Here is a 17,364-nt window from a genome sequence, read left to right as displayed (position 1 = left end):
TCAGGCCGCCGATCCGGACGCGCCCGCGGAGGGTCCGGCGGAGGCGCCCGCGCCCGCGAGCTCGCCGTCCGACACGAGGTCGTCCGGGTCGTCGTCCTCGGTGCCGGAGTGGAGCATGGCGGACAGCTGATCGCAGACCGCGTGGAACTCGCCCGTCGAGAGCAGCTCGCGCCTGCGCGGGCGCGGGAAGTCGATCGTGATCTCGCCGACGATGCGGCCGGGGCGCGGCGACATGACGACGACGCGGTCGGCGAGGAACGCGGCCTCCGAGATGGAGTGGGTCACGAGGAGGGCCGTCGCGCTCGACGCGGACCAGAGCTTCTGCAGCTCCTCGTTCATGCGCTGGCGGGTGATCTCGTCGAGGGCGCCGAACGGCTCGTCCAGCAGGAGGATCTCGGGCTCGGTGGCGATGGCGCGGGCGATCGCCACTCGCTGGCGCATGCCGCCCGAGAGCTGGGACGGGCGCGAGTCGGCGAAGCCCTCGAGCCCGACCAGGCGGATGAGGTCGTCGACCCGATCCTGGGGGATCGGCGTCCTCATCACCTGGCCGGGGAGGCGGATGTTGTCGCGGACGCTGCGCCACGGCAGCAGCGACGGGTCCTGCAGGGCGAGGCCGAGCCGGTGCGCCTTGCGCACCGCGGCCGGGGTCTCGCCGTGGATGGAGACCTCGCCGGCCGAGTACGACTCGAGGTCGGCGAGGATGCGGAGGATCGTGGACTTGCCGCATCCGGAGGGGCCGAGCAGCACGGTGAACGAGCCCTGCGGGACGGCGAGCGAGACGTCGTCGAGGGCGAGCACGTCGCGCTTCTTCGACGAGTACACCTTGGTCAGGTTGGTGAGGGTGAAGCCGGATCCGTCCACGGTGTGCCTCCGGGTGTCGCGGTGAGGGGAGCGGGGGAGAGAAGAGGGGAGAAGGGGAAGAGCGGCGCGGGGCCTTGGAGGGAGCCCCGCGCCGCTCGGTCTGTGTCAGCCGATGGTGTTCTTGCCCTGGTAGACGTCCTGCAGCACCGAGGTGTCGAAGAGCGACTCGTCCGCTCCGGTGATGCCGAGCGACTTCAGCGTGGTGAGGTTCTTCTGGATGCCGTCGTCCGAGATCCAGAGCAGGCCGTGCTCCTCGGTCTCGGGGGTGACGAGGAGGTCCATCTGGCGCTCGGCCTGCTTGGTCTGCTCCTCGATCGTGAGGCCGCCGTCCTTCGCGTAGTCGTTGACCGTGAGGTCGACCGCCTCGGTCGGGTCCTTGACGTACGCCTGCCACCCCTCGATCTCGCCCTTGAGGAAGCCCTCGATCGCGGTGCGCTTGCTGTCGTCCTCGAGCGCGGAGCGCTGGACGGCGTAGACCTGGGCGTAGACGTCGAGGCCGTAGTCGGCGGTGAGCATGGTCACGCCCTCCTTGCCGGTGTTCTCCTCGTAGGCGATGGGCTGCTCGGTGTAGAACACCCAGAGGCCGTCGACCTCGCCCGAGACGAGCGGCGCGACGTCGAAGCCGACCGGCACGCTCGTGATGGCCGAGGCGTCGAGCCCGTTGAAGTCGACGAGCGCCGACTGGGCGGCCTCATCGCCCGACGGCACGCCGATCTTCTTGCCCTCCATGTCCTTCGGCGTCTTGATGGGCTTGTCGGGGCTCGACAGGATCGCGAGCGGGTTCTTCTGGAAGCCGGCGGCGATGATGACGAGGTCGGCGCCCTGCTCGTTGGCGCGGGCGACGGTGTCGGCGTTGCCCATGCCGATGTCGGCCTGACCGGAGGCCACTGCGGCCATCGAGTCGACGTCGGGTCCGCCGGGGAGGATGTCGACGTCGACGCCGTTGGCGTTGTAGTAGCCCTCCTTGTCGGCGACGTAGCTGCCGCCGAACTGGACCAGCGGGATCCACGAGGTCTGCAGGGTGAGCGGGGTCAGCGAGCTGCCGTCGGTCGACGGGGCGTCGCTCGCGCTCGAGGAGGAGCAGCCGGCGACGGCGGCGAGCACGGCAGCGAGGCCCGCGGCGAGCACGGTGGCTCGGGCGGCCCTGCGGCGAGGGATGCGGATGGTCATGGTTCTCCTTGACGTGAAGGGGACAGGCTGCAAGGGGAGGTGCCACATCGCGCCGGATCGGGTCCGGTGCTGCAAACCGTTTTGCACGATGCTTGGCCTCGACGTTACGGGGCGACTGTTTCTGATCGGTTTCGCGATGTAAACGCTGTGTAACGCGTCACGGGCCCTCTCGTGCGCGCGGGAGAAGAGCCGTCGCCCCGGGCGCAACTCGATTTGCGGATGCGGGTCCCCCGCCGCGCGGCTCGGCTACAGTGTGCGATGTGACCGACTCGAGGCAGCGCCCCTGGACGATGCAGCAGATCGCTGCCGCCGCCGGCGTCAGCGTCACGACGGTGTCGCACACCATCTCGGGCAAGCGCCCCGTGCGCCCCGACACCGCCGAGCGGGTGCGCCGACTCATCGAGGAGTTCGGCTACGTGCCCGACTCCGGCGCCCAGCGCCTGAAGACCGGCCGCAGCCGCATCATCGGACTCGCCGTGCCCGACGTGTCGCACTGGTACTTCGGCCGCATCGCCCGTGGTGTCGAGGAGGCCGCCGACGAGCTCGACTACGGCGTCATCGTGGCGAGCACGTCGAACTCCGACCCCCGGCGCGAGAAGCGCTACTTCAACATGCTCCGCACCCGCCTCATCGACGGGCTGGTCTACACCGCCTCCCGCGAGATGACGCCCACCGAGGAGCTCGTGAAGCTGGCGTCGAAGTCGCCCGTCGTGCTCGCCGACGAGGCGATCCCCTCGCTCGACGGGCTCCCGTCGGTGACGAGCGACAACTACGTCGGCGCCCAGGACCTCGGGCGCCACCTGGCGTCGCTCGGGCACACCCGTGCCGTGATCCTCAGCGGATACGCGGGGCTGAAGTCACAGATCGAACGGGTGAAGGGCATCCGCGAGTCGTTCCCCAACGCGCTCGTGCTCTACGGCGACTTCGAGCTGCGCTCGGGCTACGACCTGGTGTCGGACCTGCTCGCCCAGGATGTGCGGTTCACGGCGCTCTTCGGGTGCAACGACCTCATGGCGATCGGTGCGATGCAGCGGTTGCGCGAGGCGGGAATCCGGGTGCCCGAGGACGTGTCGGTGGTCGGCTTCGACGACGTCGACATGGCGTCGGTGGTGACCCCCGGGCTCACCACCGTCCGGCAGGACATGCTCGAGATCGGGCGTCGATCGGGCCGACTGCTGATCGAGGGGCTCGAGGGGCGCACCGAGCTGACGTCGGCCGGGTCGGTCTCGCTTCCGGTCGAGCTCGTCATCCGCGGCAGCACGGCGACCGCTCCGGCGTGAGGTCCGGCGCCGGGGAGGGGCCTCGATCCGCCGGTGACCCGGATCGCGGCATCCGCTAGATTCGGCCTGACGGAGGGGGAGCCATGGCGCGGCTGACCAACGCGGACCTGCAGCAGCGGATCCTGGCGCTCGAGGCGGAGAACGAGAGTCTGCGCGAGTCGGTGGCCGCGGCGGAGGTCGCGCTCGCGGCCTCGTCCCCGGACTCGCCGCTCGGATCGCCCCGGCCGCGGAAGGGGCGCGGCTGGGGGTGGGCGCTGCTCTCCGTGGTGCTCGTCCTCGTCGGCGCCCTCCTCGCTCCCGCGGGGCTCGTCGCGGGCTGGGCCAAGACGCAGCTCACCGACACCGACGGCTTCGTCGCCACGTACGCGCCGCTCGCGCGGGACGCGGGGGTGCAGACGTTCATCACCGACCAGACCATGGTCGTCATCCAGGAGAACGTCGACATCCCGGCGATCACGTCCGACGTCGTCGACGGCATCACCTCCCTCGGCACCGGCCCGGCGGCGACGCGGGCACTCGAGGCGCTGAAGGGTCCGGCGGCGCAGGGGATCGTGACGCTCGTCCGCTCCAGCGTGCAGGGCTTCGTGTCGTCGGACGCGTTCGCCCAGGTCTTCGAGCAGGCACTCCGGGTCAGTCATCAGCAGCTCGTCGCCACCATGCAGGGCGATCGGAACGCGGCGCTCGCGGTGGCGTCCGACGGGTCGATCGGGGTGCAGCTGGCGCCGATCATCGCCCAGGTGCGCCAGCTGCTCATCGACCAGGGGCTCACGTTCGCCTCCGCGATCCCCGCCGTCGACTACACGATCACGATCGCGCAGGACACCTCGCTCCCCACCGTGCAGGCCTTCTACGGGCTCGCGGTGAGCGCCGGCGCCTGGCTGCCGTGGATCGCGCTGCTGTTCCTCGCCGCCGGGGTGGTCGTCGCCCGTCGCCGGAGCACGGCGCTCATCGCGGCGGCCGTGGCGCTCGCGGCGGCGATGCTCGTGGTGGTCGTCGCGTTCGCCGTCGGCGCCTCCGTGTTCACCGCCTCGGTGTCGCCGTCGATCATGCCGGCCGGGGTCGCCTCCACCGTGTTCGCCACGCTCACGCAGAGCATGCAGGGCACCGCCGTCGCCGTGCTCGTCCTCGGGCTCGCGGTCGCCGTGGTCGGATGGCTCGGCGGGCCGTTCCCCGTGCCGCGCCGGCTGCGGCGCTTCGCGGCGAGCGGGGCGGATGCGGTCCGCCGCGCAGGCGAGCGCGCCGGTCTCACGACGGGGGCGGTCGGGTCGTGGATGCACCGGCAGCGGCTGCTGCTGCGCGTCGCGGCCGCGGTGATCGCCGCCGCCGTCGTGCTGTTCGTCCGTCCGCTCTCGCTCGGGCTCATCGTGTGGACGCTGGTGCTCGCGGTGCTGGTGCTCGCGATCCTCGAGGTCGTGCAGCGGCCGCCGGGGGAGGCGGACCCGGGGTCCGACGATCTCCCCGTCGAGGAGGGGGCGGCATCATGACCGAGCTCGCTGCGCAGGAGGTCGCTCACCTCGAGCGGGCGGTCGCGCTCGCCCAGGCCGCGCGCGACCGGGGTGACCACCCGTTCGGCGCGGTCGTCGTGGCCGCGAACGGCGCGGTCGTCGAGGCGATGAACTCCGTCGTCACCGACCACGACCCCACCGGCCACGCCGAGACCAACGCGGTCCGCGCCTCCGGCCGTCGTCTCTCCGACGCTCAGCTCCGCACCGCCACGCTCTACACGAGCACCGAGCCCTGCGCGATGTGCGCGGCCGCGATCTTCTGGGCGGGCATCCCGCGGATGGTGTTCGCGCTCTCCGGTGCGGCGCTCATCGACCTCCTGCCCGCCGGGTCGGACGCCCCGTCGCTCGACCTCCCGGCCCGCGAGCTCTACGCGCGAGCGTCGCATCCCGTCGAGGTCGTCGGTCCCGTCCCCCTCCCTGCCGCCGTCACTGTCCACGCGGACTTCTGGGCCTAGAGCTTTCGCTGCCTTTCTAGAGTCTCGCGTGCCCACTGACCCCGCGAGACGCCGAACAGGCAGCGAAACGACGGTTCAGTCGCCGGGATCCCAGCCCGGGACGCGCACGGTGGGGATGCCGAGCGAGCGCCAGAGCGAGACCACCGTGGGGTTGTCGTCGATCGCCAGTACCGGGTCGTAGCCGAGGTCGCGCATCCGGGCGTGGAGGTCGCGTTTGACGTCGTCGTCGCGCCGGTCGTCCGCATCCGCTCGCATGCCGAGGGCGACGTACGGCACACCCCACTTGTCGAGCCAGACACGGGTGCGGTACCGCCACCGCTCCTTGCGGGAGGTGAGGACGACGATCGAGAGGCCCGCCCGGTCGAGCGCCTGGGCGACGGCGACCACGTCGGCCACCGGGTGGACGAACGAGGCCGCGGCGTGGAACACGTCGAAGTTCCTCCGGCGCGGATCGTCGCGCACGTAGTGGCGGATGCCCGCCACGTCCGCCAGCGTGCCATCGACGTCGAGGATCACCGCCGGCTCACCCACGCGCGCCCCCTCCTCTCGCCCCCGTCATGCTCTCACGGGCGGTTTCGCTGTGTCGTTGGCGTCTCGCGTGCCCACTGACCGCGCGATTCTCCACAGAGGCAGCGAAACCGGCCGGATCGGGCGCGGGCGCGGGCGAGCAGCATCCCGCCGAGGCCCGCGAGGAGCGCGGCGAGGGCCCCGAGCGGCGCCGGCGCCGCGCCCGTGGCGGCGAGCTGCGGGGCGGATGCCGCGGGCTCCGACACGTCCGGGGTCGGCGGAACGGGTGGGGCGGGCGGGGTCGGATCCGCGCCGCGGAGGAGCGCGACGAACGCGGAGGCGTCCGCGACGCCCGGACCCGTCATGCGCACGGGGTCGATGTGCGCGTAGGGGGCCGTGGACGGGCGGGCGGTGGCGGCGAGAGCGGCCTTCACCTCGGCGGTGGTGACGCCGGGGGCCACCTGCTTGCCCAGCGCGACCACCCCCGCCATCGACGGCGCGGCGGCCGAGGTGCCCCAGAACTCCCAGACCCCCGGCTGGCCGGCGACCGGATGCCGGGTCGAGAAGAAGTTGGTCCGCATCCGGGCGACGCCCGTGATGTCCGGCCCGGGGAACACCATGGGCTCCGCGAGCGGCACCGAGACGCCGGACGGCGTCGACTCGAAGAGGTGCACCGCCGGGCCGGCGGAGGAGTAGGGCTCCGCCACCGTCGGGGACGCCACCGAGGCGGCCGCCACGCTGATCACCGACTCGTCGGCCTGGTGACCCGTGATCGTCGCCCCCACCACATCGTCTCCGACGCTGGCGTGGTACTCGGCGTCGAGGAGCCCCTCCTTGAGCGACCAGCGGAGGGTGATCGCGGGGGTGATCGGTACCTGCGCATCGCGCACGATCGAGAGGTCGTAGTCGCCGAGGGGCAGGGCGGGCAGGATGAGGGCCGCCGCCGGGGTCCCCTGTTCCGTCGCTCCCACGATCACGGTCCCGTCGGGAGAGGTGAGCACGGGCACGAACGAGCCCCGCACGGCGCCCACCGGCTCGGCCCAGTAGAGGACGCCGTTCTGCGGGTCCGAGGTCGAGATCCGCAGCGTGTCGGTCGCATCCGGTGCGGCGTCCTGGGCGAAGTCCATGCAGTCGAGCGAGCCCGTCCGGCCCTTCGCACGGAGTGCGTCGACGACCGCATCCGGGCACGACGTCGGGCGGTACGCCCCGGTCGACCATCCGGCGATGTCGTAGCCCTCGCTCGCCGTACCCGGCGCACCGCCCACGGAGTAGTTGCCGGCGCTCGTCAGGTACACGATGCCCTGGGCGGCCAGCGTCTCGATGGTGCGCCCGACGACGCTCTGCTCGTAGGCCGGCTCGTCGAAGAGCACCTCGTCGTCGACGATGACGTCGGCACCCGCATCCGCCAACTGCTGGATGGTCTGGGCGAAGGCCGCCGCATCCTGGTCCTCGGGACTCGCGATGAACATCAGCCGGGCGCCCGGCGCGACGCTGTGCACGACCTGCGCCATGGCGCGACCCTCGTCGCTGCCCGTCGAGGGCTGGGGGCCGACGAGCTCGACGGGCTGCTCGTGTCCGCACGGGTTCCCCGGCCCGGGGAGGAGCCCCGCGGCGATGTCGTCCGCCGCCCTCGAGTGCGTGGTGGAGGAGCTGTCGAAGGAGTCGGAGATGATGCCGACCGTCACGCCCGTGCCGTCGATGCCGCCGAGGGCGGAGGGCTCCGCGTGCAGCGCGGGCGCCGCGTCGGCGGGGATCGCCCGGCACCCGTCGAGGTCGGATGCGGTCGGCTCGGCCTGAGCAGGAAGGGGGCCGCCGATCAGGACGAGCGCGACAGCGACCGCCGCGCCCAGGCCCTGGAGCACCCGCGTCCTCGTCGCGTCGACCACGACGCCCTCCCTCCGCTCGGCCGTCAGCGCCGGGCGGCTGACTCGCATCCAGGTGCACGGTATCGGCTCCGACGTCCCGGCACCCCCACGGGAGGTGCTGCTACCTTGTCCGGCCTTCCGGAACCGATCACGCAGCTCTCAGCGCACGCGCGAGGGGCCCACCGAGGGGATGGCGGCGCGCACGTCGCGCCAGCTGCCCGACTCGGCCATGTGCTCCATGCCGGAGAGGTGGTCGAACACGATGTTCGTCTGCGTCGAGGCCACCGAGTCGTCCATGCTCAGCTCGGTGGCGACGAAGTCGCGCAGCTGCGACGTCGACGCGCAGGCGACGTGGATGAAGAAGTCGTCCGCCCCGCCGAGGAAGAACACGTTGAGCACGTTCGGCAGGGTGACCACGCGCTGCGCGTACGAGCGGATCTGCGCCCGCGCCTGCGCCTTGAGCCGCACCGCGACGATGGCCTGGATGGGCAGGCCCAGCGCATCCCAGTCGGGCGAGGCGTGGAACGACCGGAGCACGCCGCTCTCGCGCAGGGCGCGCACCCGGGCGAGACAGGTCGACGGGGCCACGCCGATGCGCTCCGCGAGCTCCTTGTTGCTGAGCCGGCCGTCGCGGGTGAGCTCCCAAACGATGCGCTCGTCGGTCTCGTCGAGGTCGGGTGGTGCCTGGGTCATGCGGGCTCCGCATCCTGTTCGGATCGTGAGCGGCAGATCGGCGCTCGACCGAATCTTATGCGGATGTGCTGACAAGCATGGTGCGTCGCGGCATACTTCCTCCGTCTGGCCGAATCGAGAGCAGGAGCAACGGATGTTCGTCGGTGTCCCGAAGGAGATCAAGAACAACGAGAACCGCGTCTCGATGACGCCCGCGGGAGTGTTCGAGCTCGCGCGCCACGGCCACCAGGTCATGGTGGAGCACGGCGCCGGCGTCGGGTCGTCCATCCCCGACTCCGAGTACGAGGCGGCGGGCGCGCGGATGGTCGACGTCGACACCGTCTGGTCGGCCGAGATGGTCGTCAAGGTGAAGGAGCCCATCGAGCCCGAGTACGGCCGGATGCGCGATGGGCAGCTGCTGTTCACCTACCTCCATCTCGCGGCGGCCGAGTCGCTGGTCGAGGCGCTGCTCGCCTCCCGCACCGCGGCCCTCGCGTACGAGACCGTGCAGCTCGCGGACGGGTCGCTGCCGCTGCTGGCCCCGATGAGCGAGGTCGCGGGGCGCCTCTCGGTGCTCGTGGGCGGATACCACCTGATGGGCAGCCGCGGCGGGCGCGGGGTGCTGCTCGGCGGGGTGCCGGGCGTGCGTCCGGCGAAGGTCGTCGTGATCGGCGGAGGGCAGGCGGGCGCGAACGCGGTGCAGCAGGCGGTGGCGGCGGGAGCCGACGTGACCGTGCTCGACCTCTCGATCCCGCGACTGCACCACCTCGACGAGATCTACGCCGGGCGGGTGAAGACCGTCGTCTCGAACGCGTACGAGATCGAGCGGAGCGTGCTCGACGCCGACCTCGTGATCGGGGCCGTGCTGGTGCCGGGAGCTGCGGCGCCGAAGCTCGTCTCGCACGACCTCGTGATGCGGATGCGTCCGGGCTCGGTCCTCGTCGACATCGCGATCGACCAGGGCGGCTGCTTCGAGGACTCCCGTCCCACCACCCACGACGACCCCACCTACCGCGTCGGCGACGTGCTCTTCTACTGCGTCGCGAACATGCCGGGCGCGGTCTCCGCCACCTCCACCGCGGCGCTCACCAACGCGACGATGCCGTACGTCGTGCGCCTCGCCGACCTCGGCTGGCGCGGCGCGGTCGACCGCGACCCCGCCCTCGCCTCCGCCGTCTCCACGGTCGACGGCCGCCTCACCCACGCCCCCACCGCCGCCGCCTTCCCCCGCTTCGAGCTCACCCCCCTCGGCGCCCTCCTGTAGGTCGCCGCGGGTTTGTCCCCCGGCCCCGCCCCCGCCCGAGCCCGCGCTCCGCTCGGGAGGCCGGGCTTTGTCCAGATTTCCGTCGCCTTTCGCGCGATTCGCGACGGAAAACGGGACAAAGCCCCACCCGCCAGGGCCACGTGGGCGGCCGCGGGGCTGTGGGGTCAGTGGGCGGTGCGGCCCTCGACGGCGACGATCTCCGCGTCGAGGTCGCCCGAGAGGGACGAGCCGAGGAAGGCGCCCGACTCGGGCAGGCGCAGGTCGAAGTCCGCATAGGCGGAGACCCGCATCGCGCCGCGGGTGGTCACGACGTCGAGGACGTGCCCGCCGGTGCTCCGGTCGTCGGTCAGGAAGTGCAGGTGCAGTCCCGCGACGGTGATGCCCTGGTAGATGCTCGGCGACCAGAAGCCGATGAGGGTGCCCGTCATCTCGACGAGCTCGTGCTCGACCTGCTCCTTCGCCACCTCGGCGAGCGGCCGGTAGGGCGGCGTCTGCGCCGGCGTTGCGCGGATCCTCACCCGCGAGAACTCCCCGTCCACCCGGATCGCGTGGAAGTGGTTCCGGCTGGCCAGCGCCCCGTCGACGGCGGCGGCCAGCTCGTCGTGGGTGATCTCGCCGAGCGGATGCACGACCGCGTCGGGATCGAGGTGGCACATCTCGACGAAGGGCAGGAGCGCATCCGGATCCAACGGGCTGCAGCTCCCGTCGCTGCGGCACTGCCACGGCCGCCCGTCGAGCACGACCACCTCGGCCTCGATGCGGTCCGTGCAGCCGATGCCGACGTCGCCGAACCGGAGCGCGTCGCGCATCCGGAAGACGCCGTCGTAGTCGCCCACCATCAGCGCCTCGATCACGGAGAACTGGGTGAGGGTCGCCCCGGGTCGGATGGCCGCTCTCGTCACGCAGCGACAGTATCAAGCCGCCGCGTCGATCCGGGACGCTGGGAACCGATACCAGTCGACGGGATGCGAACCCTCGGATACCCTGAGAGCGTTGCCATGCCGACGAGGGTGGGCACGTTCATCTGGGGGGAACCACCGTGCTGTCACGTCTGTCTTCGAGAGTGGTCGCCGGCGCGACCGCCGCCGTGCTCGTCGGGGGTTCCACCCTCCTGATCGCGGGCCCCGCGTCCGCCGATCCGTTGCCGGTCGTCGGCCTGGGACAGGCATCGACGGTGGGCGCCGCCGCTCAGGTCGACGTGACCCTCGGCGACTTCCTGGTCTATCAGCAGCAGAGCGCCTACGGGGTGCTGCACGTCGAGGTCGGCCAGCAGGACGCATCGAGCAACGCGAACGTCACTCTCCTGGACGCCGGCATCCCCGGCCTGGCGAGCCTGACCGCCGGCTCTGTGTCGAGCGCCGTGTTCAGCAGCCCTGACGCATCGGGGGCCGCCAGTGCCGTCCTGGACTCGTCTCTCGACTTCCTCGGCCTGAGTGTGCTGGGACTGGCGAACGCATCGGCGGCGACCATCTGCGAGGTCGGACAAGACGGCCAGGCGACGCTGGACACCTCCGGCCTGACGGTCTTCGGCATCCCCGTCGACCTCGACTCGCTCCCGCAGGGCTACGTCGCCTCTCAGCCGCTCGGTTCCGCGGTCCAGGTCGGGGACGACCCGTCGGACGTCCAGGACCTCAGCGGCATCGACCTCGAGGTGCGCATCGGCCAGCTCGAGGAGACGGGCGCCGAGGGCGCGGTCTCGATCGCACTCGCCGTGCAGATCGCGATCGAGGGCACGCTCTTCGAGGGCACCGCGAACGAGCAGGCGGTTCCGGCGACGGTCGTCGCGAACCTGGTCCTGGCGGGCGCGTCCTGCCTCACCCCGGTGCCGCTGTCGCTCTCGGCGATCACGCCGACCAGCGGGTCGACCGCGGGTGGCGAGACGGTGACCATCACGGGCGCCGGGTTCACCACCGGCACCACCGTGGACTTCGGCGGAGTCCCCGCCACGGTGGTCGCCATCGACCCGACCGGCACGTCGCTCACCGCCACGGCTCCCGCCCACGCCGCGGGTGACGTCACCGTGACCGTCACCTCCTCGGCCGGGGTCAGCGCATCCCTGCTCTACACCTACGTCGCCCCGGTAGTCCCCGTGAACCCGGTGAACCCCGTGAACCCGGTCACGCCCGCGAGCACCGGGACCACGACGCTCGCCGCGACCGGCGCCGACCCGGTGCCGACCCTCGGACTCGGCGCGGGCGTCCTCGCGCTCGGGCTCGGCGCGCTCCTCGCCACCGCCGCGGTGCGCCGCCGCCGCGCCTGACGCGAGGCGCGCGCGACGCGGCAGCGGCAGCGTCATGGCAGCGGTGAGGATCAGGTCCCGGGCTGAGCGGTCCCGGCCTGCGACGGAGCCGCGGGGGCGGCCCCGTCGATCGGCTCGAGCACGACGGCGGTGCCGTACGCACAGAACTCGGTGAAGTTGCCGATCGAGCCGGAGTCGAACCGGAAGGCGACGACCGCGTTGGCGCCGCGCTGCTGCGCCTCGGCCCACATCCGCTGCATGACCTCCCAGCGCGACTCGTAGATGACCTTCGTGTACTCCGGCATCTCGCCGCCCGCGAGCGAGCGGAAGCCGGCGGTGAAGTTCTGGCCGAAGTTGGCCGAGCGGACCGTCAGGCCCATGACCTCTCCGAACACCTGCGTGATGCGATACCCCGGGACGTCATTGGTGGTGACGACGAACATTCTCGGCTCCCCTCGTGCTGATCCCGTGCGCGGATGCGCGCGGATGCGGTGTGCGCGGATGCGCTGCGGCACCGATCCTGGGCGGTCCCGCCAAGACGAGCCTATGACTCGGCCAGGAGAAAGGTGGGAGGGAGATCAGCGGGGAAAGACGAAGGCCCCGAGCTGACGCTCGGGGCCTTCGTGCACTGTCTCAACACAGTGTGCGCCCTAAGGGATTCGAACCCCTGGCCTTCTGATCCGTAGTTCTACGAACCGTGTCCACCCCCGTCTCAGGGTGTGTCGTCATGCCTGGAATCTAGCGGAAGTCTCGCAGTTCGTGTTCCTGGATGTGTCAGGTTGTCGCACGGGTGTGGCTGTCCGCGTGGCTGTCCGCCGCTCGGAAGGATGCTCCCGTGCTGCCCCCCACTAGGGCATCCGGGCGATCAGGCTCTGCGCTTCCCGGATGAGCCAGCTTGCCTCATCGTTGCCGACTTTCTCAAACCATCCGTGGGCTGCGTCATCCCGGATGATCTGGATGCGGTTGATGATCTGGATATCAGCGGTCGTGATCATGCTACGAGCCTTCAGTTGAGCCGCGTAGGTGCTCAGTTTCCCGTTTTCCGCTCGCACCGGTATCTCAAGTCGCAGGCACGTACCGCGTAGGTGGCGCTCCAGAATCGCTCCGGCGTAAGCTGCGGCGACCGCTGGCGGACCCTCGCTGTGCTTGAGGGCGTCGGATGCCTGCCCGAGCCGAACTTCCGGCGAAGATTGATCGAGCGTGATGAGCCGGGCCAGCCTGAGCGAGGCATGATCGTCCATGTTCGCCGGGGCGCGAGATACCCACTCTGCCAGTCGGCGCGTCTCCATCTCACCGACCGATCTGATCACGCTTGGATAAGCAAACCCCTGCTCGATAGCTATCGCTCGAAGCGTGAAGGAGAGGGTCAGTGGGAACAGTTTGAATGGCAGTTTGGCGTCCTTGCCGATCCGATCAACTCTTCGCGTCAGGGGGGCGATTGTGAACCGTCTCCCGACGCTGGTCAGCAACAGCGGTCCATCATTCCTTTCGCCGATGTACTCGTGGATCGCCGCCGCAACCGAAGCGTGAAGCACCACGTAGGGAGCCTCCCCGGGACGCCGACGACCTGCTACTCGCAGAATCTCGACGCCCTCCGCTCGTCCCAGGTCGAGTACGTCTGCGGCGACTATCTCGCGGGGCTTCATGCCGCCAATCGCCATTAGCCCCACGATGACGCGATTGAGTGCGGAGAGGTCGCTTGACCACATCGAACGAAGCTGCTCCACGGTGGGGACTGGGCGCACCTGCGGCTGCTGGAAGGAGAACCTGATATCGCGCGCGGGGTCCGACTTGATCAGCTGGCGCTCGTGCAGCCATCTGTAGAACAGCTTCACGGCCCGCATCTCGTGCTCGATGGTCGCGGCAGCTAGTGGCACGCGGCGCAAGTGCTCTGCGTAGTCCTGGAGCTCGAGGGGTTGCACCTCATCAGCTTCAAGGCCGTATGTCGCGCACCAGTCGAGGTATTTGTTCAAGCTCAACCGGTAGCCACTTTTCGTGGACTCTTTCAGGTCGCGATCAAGGAGATACAGAGCTGTCTGGCGTCGCCAATCGACCTTGCCCCCCGCATTCATGACGCAAACTTACCGGGGTCTAGCGAAGCGAGCGGACTGCTGGTCTGGGATGCGCTCACGCCGCTCCGCGCTTCACTTACCCGCAGATCGCCTCGGTACCGCTCCTAGGTGGGGCATTCTGCACGGTGCGGGACGCGAGCGGCTACGCTTCGATCTAGGGCCGGGGGTCGGCTCTTGACGAGTCGGTGTCAGTGGTGACATCTACCGTCATTGCATGGATGCAGGGGGCGCCACCGTGGGTTACTTCGTCAATGTTCCAGCCTTTCTCCCGGACAGTCGGGGTGCGAAGCTTCAGAGGTTCGAGGTTTTTCCGCCTCGCGACGGCAGGCAAGGTCAGATTCTTGCTCTGTGTACGTCGTCAGAGGTCGCGTCGCAGGTGGCTCGCGCCGCTGGCAGTGCCTGCCAGGAGATAGCTGTATCGGAAGAGAAGAGCCTCGAATGGACCCATGCGTTCTATTTCCCGGACGGGATACCGGCAGGGCTAGATGATTTCCTCGACCTGCTTTCAACGTGTCTCACTCTCAACCAGCGAGCAGAGGTCGACCTCAGCATGGCTTTGGACTGGTACAAAAGGCCCGACGCGGAGCTAAATCTTGTGGTCAGCGATGCTGGCCGTTGGATCAATTACACGAAGCATGCGCCCTACCCGAACGGCACTGGTTCGCAGAAGGCGCGCGCTCAGATGCATGACGCTCTGGTGGACTTCGTGGCACGGCATCCGGAGTACTCCGTGACTGAGGTATTGACGGCACCCCCGGGTCACAAGGCAGACGGAAAGAGCTATGCGGAGACCATCGCGAAGGCTTTAGCGAAGGCTACGGGCAAGCGCTACGTTGCAATGACGGCACCGGGCCCACGCGCCGAGCAGAAGGAGGAGGGACTGCGTGAACTCACGGATGTCTTTACTCTCGAAGAAGTAGTCTCAGGGCGAGTGTTGATCTTCGATGACGTGTTCCATACCGGTGCGACGCTTGACGCGGCTGCGCGCGCCGTAAGGGCGGCTGGTGGTACAGAGGTGCTGACGCTGAATGTTGCGAGAGCGATGCGGAATTGATTGAGACGATGACGGGCACTGTCGAGCTGGCCTTGGGCGCATTCGAGAGCCTTCGGACTCCGGCTCGAATTACCGCTGCGCTCAAGCTCGACGGGCACAGCGGATTAAGCGAGGCTTTCGAGCGCCTAGACCACGCCACGCAGGTGGACGTACGGCATAAGGCACACGAGATGGAAGACGACGGAATCGGAGCCGTGATCTTCGGCGATGACGATTTTCCTCAGAACCTTGTCGTGAATGGGCGTCCGTTGATGCCCATCATCTTCTATCGCGGAAACAAGGACTTGTTTTACGCGAAGGGCGTGGGGATGTGCGGCTCAAGGAATGTGAGTCTGAAGGGGCTGGAGGCAGCGGAGCGCAGCGGCATTGCGGTCAGCGAACTGGGCCTAACCATCGTCTCGGGATACGCGAAAGGTGTGGACACCGCGACTCACTTGGCTGCTCTGCGGTCCGGGGGCTCCACCGTTATCGTCCTGGCGGAGGGCATCGACTTTTTTAGAGTGAAGCGTGACTTCAAGGCCGACTTCGATCCCTCGCGAACCTTGGTTCTTTCGCAGTTCGCGCCGTCTCAGACTTGGCAGGCTCACGCTGCTATGGCGCGCAACGCCATCATCTATGGTCTCAGCGAGGCGCTGGTAGTCATTGAGGCTGGCGAGAAAGGTGGAACACTCGCGGCAGGAGAGGGCGCGATGAAGATCGGTCGCCCTGTGCTTGTGGCCGACTTTGGAGAATCGACGCCCGCGGGGAACAGGAAGCTACTCGCGGACGGCGCTGAGCCCATCAGAACGCCAGCTCACCTCTATGACCGCCTACTCGCTCTTCGAGCCAACCAAAGCCCAGACGAGCCACGTTTGTTCTAGGCATCTCAGCGCTCCATGTTCTACCTGGCTCGGGGCATCGATGAGCAGTCTTATATCGTTCTTGACGCAGACCTGCGGGAGACGGCTTGGCGTATTGAGTGCGACCGCACCGGTCTATGGCATATCGAGCACGCGGACAGCCTCGGCGTCAGCGAGATATTGCACGATGCGGGATCGTTTCCGAACCCGGAGGAGGCTGTTTCTGCGCTGGCCAGAATCCTCGGACGCTAAACGAGGTTCAAGGATCTGAGGTCGGCATAGGGGTCCGCTGCGAGGAGCGCTGCGCGATCCTCAGCCACTAGGCCGCGCATGTCCTCACTCTGCTGCTCGTGGGCGAGTGTCCATCGTCGGATGGTGTCGTGGGAGACGCCTAGTCGCTCTGCTACGGCCCTGAGGCCGCTAAGGGCTGTTGCATCCGCAATGACGGCGGCATATGCCCGCTCAACGGTATCCAGCGCCTCTTCTGCGCGCTCTAGGTGGCCGCCGATGGCTTCTAGCTCGGCATTCAGTTCGAGAGATATTGGAGGAAGTGTCATATATCAATTGTACGATGCATCGTACATTTAAATGCCACCTGATCAGGCAATCCATGTTTCGCTTCGATTTCAGGAAATGGAAAATGCCCCGATGTAGTGAGGGGGCTGCATCGGGGCTGTGAGCAAACGCTGGCTGGGTGGCAAAGCGAAGCCGTGGCAGGGTTACTGCCCTTGGATGGGAGCCTTCGTGATGCGGTAGATCGTCGCCGCCGACACCTCCAAGGTCTTAGCAATCTCAGGGACAGGGTGACCGCCGTCACGGAGGGTCTGAGCCTTGCGAGAGAGGGCAGTGTCACCCTTGCGTGGGCGACCGCCGACGCGGCCCTGTGCCTTGGCTGCTGCGAGTCCGGCGACCGTTCGCTCCTGAATGAATGACCTCTCCATCTCCGCGAAGATTGCCAGCATCTGCAACATGGCGCGACCGGTAAGGGTGGAGGAGTTGAGCCCGTCGCTGATGCTCTCAATGAACACACCGCGCTCGGTGAGGTCCGCAAGCAGGGATGCGACGTGTGCAGTGCTACGCCCGATCCTGTCGAGCTTGTAGACAACGATGGTGTCGCCCGGCTCCACATCGGCCAGCATGGCATCCAGTCCAGGACGGGAGGTCTTCGAGCCCGAGATGCCGTGATCGGTATACCGGTTGCGCTTCAACACCTTGGCTCCATCGAGTGCGTCGTGCTGTAGCTGCTCGTCTTGCTTCCCTGTCGAGACGCGGACGTAGCCAATGCGGGTGCCGGTGGAGGATGTCATATGACTACTCTCTCATCTACCCGACCCTTTATGCAAGTCAATAACGCACGAGTTTTGAAAGCCCCATATGCCGGGCGACTCGCGACCTGGCGCGGTCATCTGTGATCACGACCGTCTCTCATCTGAGCATCGTTTTTGAGAGAGCAAAAAGATATGACGGCGGCACTGCCCGCCCTTACAGGAACAGTGCCGCCGCCCTCCCCTCGCGGCGGAGATATCCGCATACACACCCTGAGGGAAGCTAGAGGGCGAGTCGCGCCCCAATGACTAAAAC

Annotated in this window: 18 protein-coding genes; 8 read left to right on the top strand and 10 right to left on the bottom strand. The window is 68.7% G+C overall.

Annotation, left to right across the window (positions count from 1 at the left end):
• Positions 1–861 (bottom strand): ABC transporter ATP-binding protein, encoded by an 861-nt coding sequence (locus IEX69_RS08810; protein WP_085020642.1) that lies wholly within the window; start codon positions 859–861, stop codon positions 1–3.
• A 105-nt stretch (positions 862–966) separates the two neighbouring features.
• Complete coding sequence (locus IEX69_RS08805; RefSeq protein ID WP_114703937.1) at positions 967–2,031, bottom strand: ABC transporter substrate-binding protein; 1,065 nt, start codon at positions 2,029–2,031, stop codon at positions 967–969.
• Between the two features lie 260 nt (positions 2,032–2,291).
• Here IEX69_RS08805 and IEX69_RS08800 point away from each other — a divergent pair, with 260 nt between their 5' ends.
• The 3 genes from IEX69_RS08800 (at position 2,292) to IEX69_RS08790 (ending at position 5,271) form a co-directional block, all read left to right on the top strand.
• Positions 2,292–3,311: a LacI family DNA-binding transcriptional regulator gene (locus IEX69_RS08800; protein WP_114703938.1), complete on the top strand. Its 1,020-nt coding sequence runs from the start codon at positions 2,292–2,294 to the stop codon at positions 3,309–3,311.
• An 83-nt stretch (positions 3,312–3,394) separates the two neighbouring features.
• Positions 3,395–4,795, top strand: a complete 1,401-nt coding sequence (locus IEX69_RS08795) for a hypothetical protein (protein ID WP_085020639.1) — start codon at positions 3,395–3,397, stop codon at positions 4,793–4,795.
• Entirely contained in the window at positions 4,792–5,271 is a 480-nt protein-coding gene (locus tag IEX69_RS08790; protein ID WP_085020638.1) for a nucleoside deaminase, read from the top strand. The genes IEX69_RS08795 and IEX69_RS08790 overlap by 4 nt, the downstream gene beginning before the upstream one ends.
• A 75-nt stretch (positions 5,272–5,346) precedes the next feature.
• On the opposite strand, the gene IEX69_RS08785 is transcribed toward IEX69_RS08790, so the two are convergent.
• From IEX69_RS08785 to IEX69_RS08775, 3 genes are all read right to left on the bottom strand, one after another.
• The gene (locus IEX69_RS08785) at positions 5,347–5,802 is read right to left on the bottom strand and encodes a phosphatase domain-containing protein (RefSeq protein WP_085020637.1); all 456 of its coding nucleotides are present in this window, start codon (positions 5,800–5,802) and stop codon (positions 5,347–5,349) included.
• Positions 5,803–5,834: 32 nt separating this feature from the next.
• Complete coding sequence (locus IEX69_RS08780) at positions 5,835–7,712, bottom strand: S8 family serine peptidase (RefSeq protein ID WP_085020636.1); 1,878 nt, start codon at positions 7,710–7,712, stop codon at positions 5,835–5,837.
• 90 nt (positions 7,713–7,802) lie between these two features.
• Positions 7,803–8,336 (bottom strand): Lrp/AsnC family transcriptional regulator, encoded by a 534-nt coding sequence (locus IEX69_RS08775; RefSeq protein ID WP_085020635.1) that lies wholly within the window; start codon positions 8,334–8,336, stop codon positions 7,803–7,805.
• 133 nt (positions 8,337–8,469) lie between these two features.
• Here IEX69_RS08775 and ald point away from each other — a divergent pair, with 133 nt between their 5' ends.
• Entirely contained in the window at positions 8,470–9,579 is a 1,110-nt protein-coding gene (gene ald, locus IEX69_RS08770; protein ID WP_085020634.1) for an alanine dehydrogenase, read from the top strand.
• A gap of 164 nt (positions 9,580–9,743) precedes the next feature.
• Here the strand turns inward: ald and budA are convergent, their stop codons facing one another.
• Complete coding sequence (gene budA / locus IEX69_RS08765) at positions 9,744–10,481, bottom strand: acetolactate decarboxylase (RefSeq protein WP_085020633.1); 738 nt, start codon at positions 10,479–10,481, stop codon at positions 9,744–9,746.
• 137 nt (positions 10,482–10,618) lie between these two features.
• Between budA and IEX69_RS08760 the strand changes: the two genes are divergently transcribed.
• Entirely contained in the window at positions 10,619–11,839 is a 1,221-nt protein-coding gene (locus IEX69_RS08760; protein ID WP_157127280.1) for an IPT/TIG domain-containing protein, read from the top strand.
• A 50-nt stretch (positions 11,840–11,889) separates the two neighbouring features.
• On the opposite strand, the gene IEX69_RS08755 is transcribed toward IEX69_RS08760, so the two are convergent.
• On the bottom strand, positions 11,890–12,261 hold the full coding sequence (locus IEX69_RS08755) for a YbjQ family protein (RefSeq protein ID WP_085020631.1): 372 nt from the start codon (positions 12,259–12,261) through the stop codon (positions 11,890–11,892).
• 405 nt (positions 12,262–12,666) lie between these two features.
• Positions 12,667–13,890 (bottom strand): tyrosine-type recombinase/integrase, encoded by a 1,224-nt coding sequence (locus IEX69_RS08750; RefSeq protein WP_085020630.1) that lies wholly within the window; start codon positions 13,888–13,890, stop codon positions 12,667–12,669.
• Between the two features lie 214 nt (positions 13,891–14,104).
• Between IEX69_RS08750 and IEX69_RS08745 the strand changes: the two genes are divergently transcribed.
• The 3 genes from IEX69_RS08745 to IEX69_RS08735 are packed head-to-tail and all read left to right on the top strand — an operon-like array spanning position 14,105 to position 16,035.
• On the top strand, positions 14,105–14,944 hold the full coding sequence (locus IEX69_RS08745) for a P-loop NTPase family protein (protein ID WP_157127279.1): 840 nt from the start codon (positions 14,105–14,107) through the stop codon (positions 14,942–14,944).
• A gap of 8 nt (positions 14,945–14,952) precedes the next feature.
• Complete coding sequence (locus IEX69_RS08740; RefSeq protein ID WP_085020629.1) at positions 14,953–15,804, top strand: DNA-processing protein DprA; 852 nt, start codon at positions 14,953–14,955, stop codon at positions 15,802–15,804.
• A 15-nt stretch (positions 15,805–15,819) separates the two neighbouring features.
• Complete coding sequence (locus tag IEX69_RS08735; protein ID WP_085020628.1) at positions 15,820–16,035, top strand: hypothetical protein; 216 nt, start codon at positions 15,820–15,822, stop codon at positions 16,033–16,035.
• Here IEX69_RS08735 and IEX69_RS08730 read toward each other — a convergent pair.
• Positions 16,032–16,340 carry a hypothetical protein gene (locus tag IEX69_RS08730; protein ID WP_157127278.1) on the bottom strand — a complete coding sequence of 103 codons (309 nt, stop codon included), beginning with the start codon at positions 16,338–16,340 and terminating at the stop codon, positions 16,032–16,034. The genes IEX69_RS08735 and IEX69_RS08730 overlap by 4 nt on opposite strands.
• A 162-nt stretch (positions 16,341–16,502) precedes the next feature.
• Positions 16,503–17,090 (bottom strand): recombinase family protein, encoded by a 588-nt coding sequence (locus IEX69_RS08725; protein WP_085020627.1) that lies wholly within the window; start codon positions 17,088–17,090, stop codon positions 16,503–16,505.
• Positions 17,091–17,364 lie beyond the last annotated feature (274 nt).

Origin of the sequence: Cnuibacter physcomitrellae (assembly GCF_014640535.1) — a bacterium.
GTDB classification, from domain to species: domain Bacteria; phylum Actinomycetota; class Actinomycetes; order Actinomycetales; family Microbacteriaceae; genus Cnuibacter; species Cnuibacter physcomitrellae.
The sequence above is the reverse complement of the archived record's forward strand: the minus strand, read 5'-3'. Positions and strand labels throughout refer to the sequence as shown.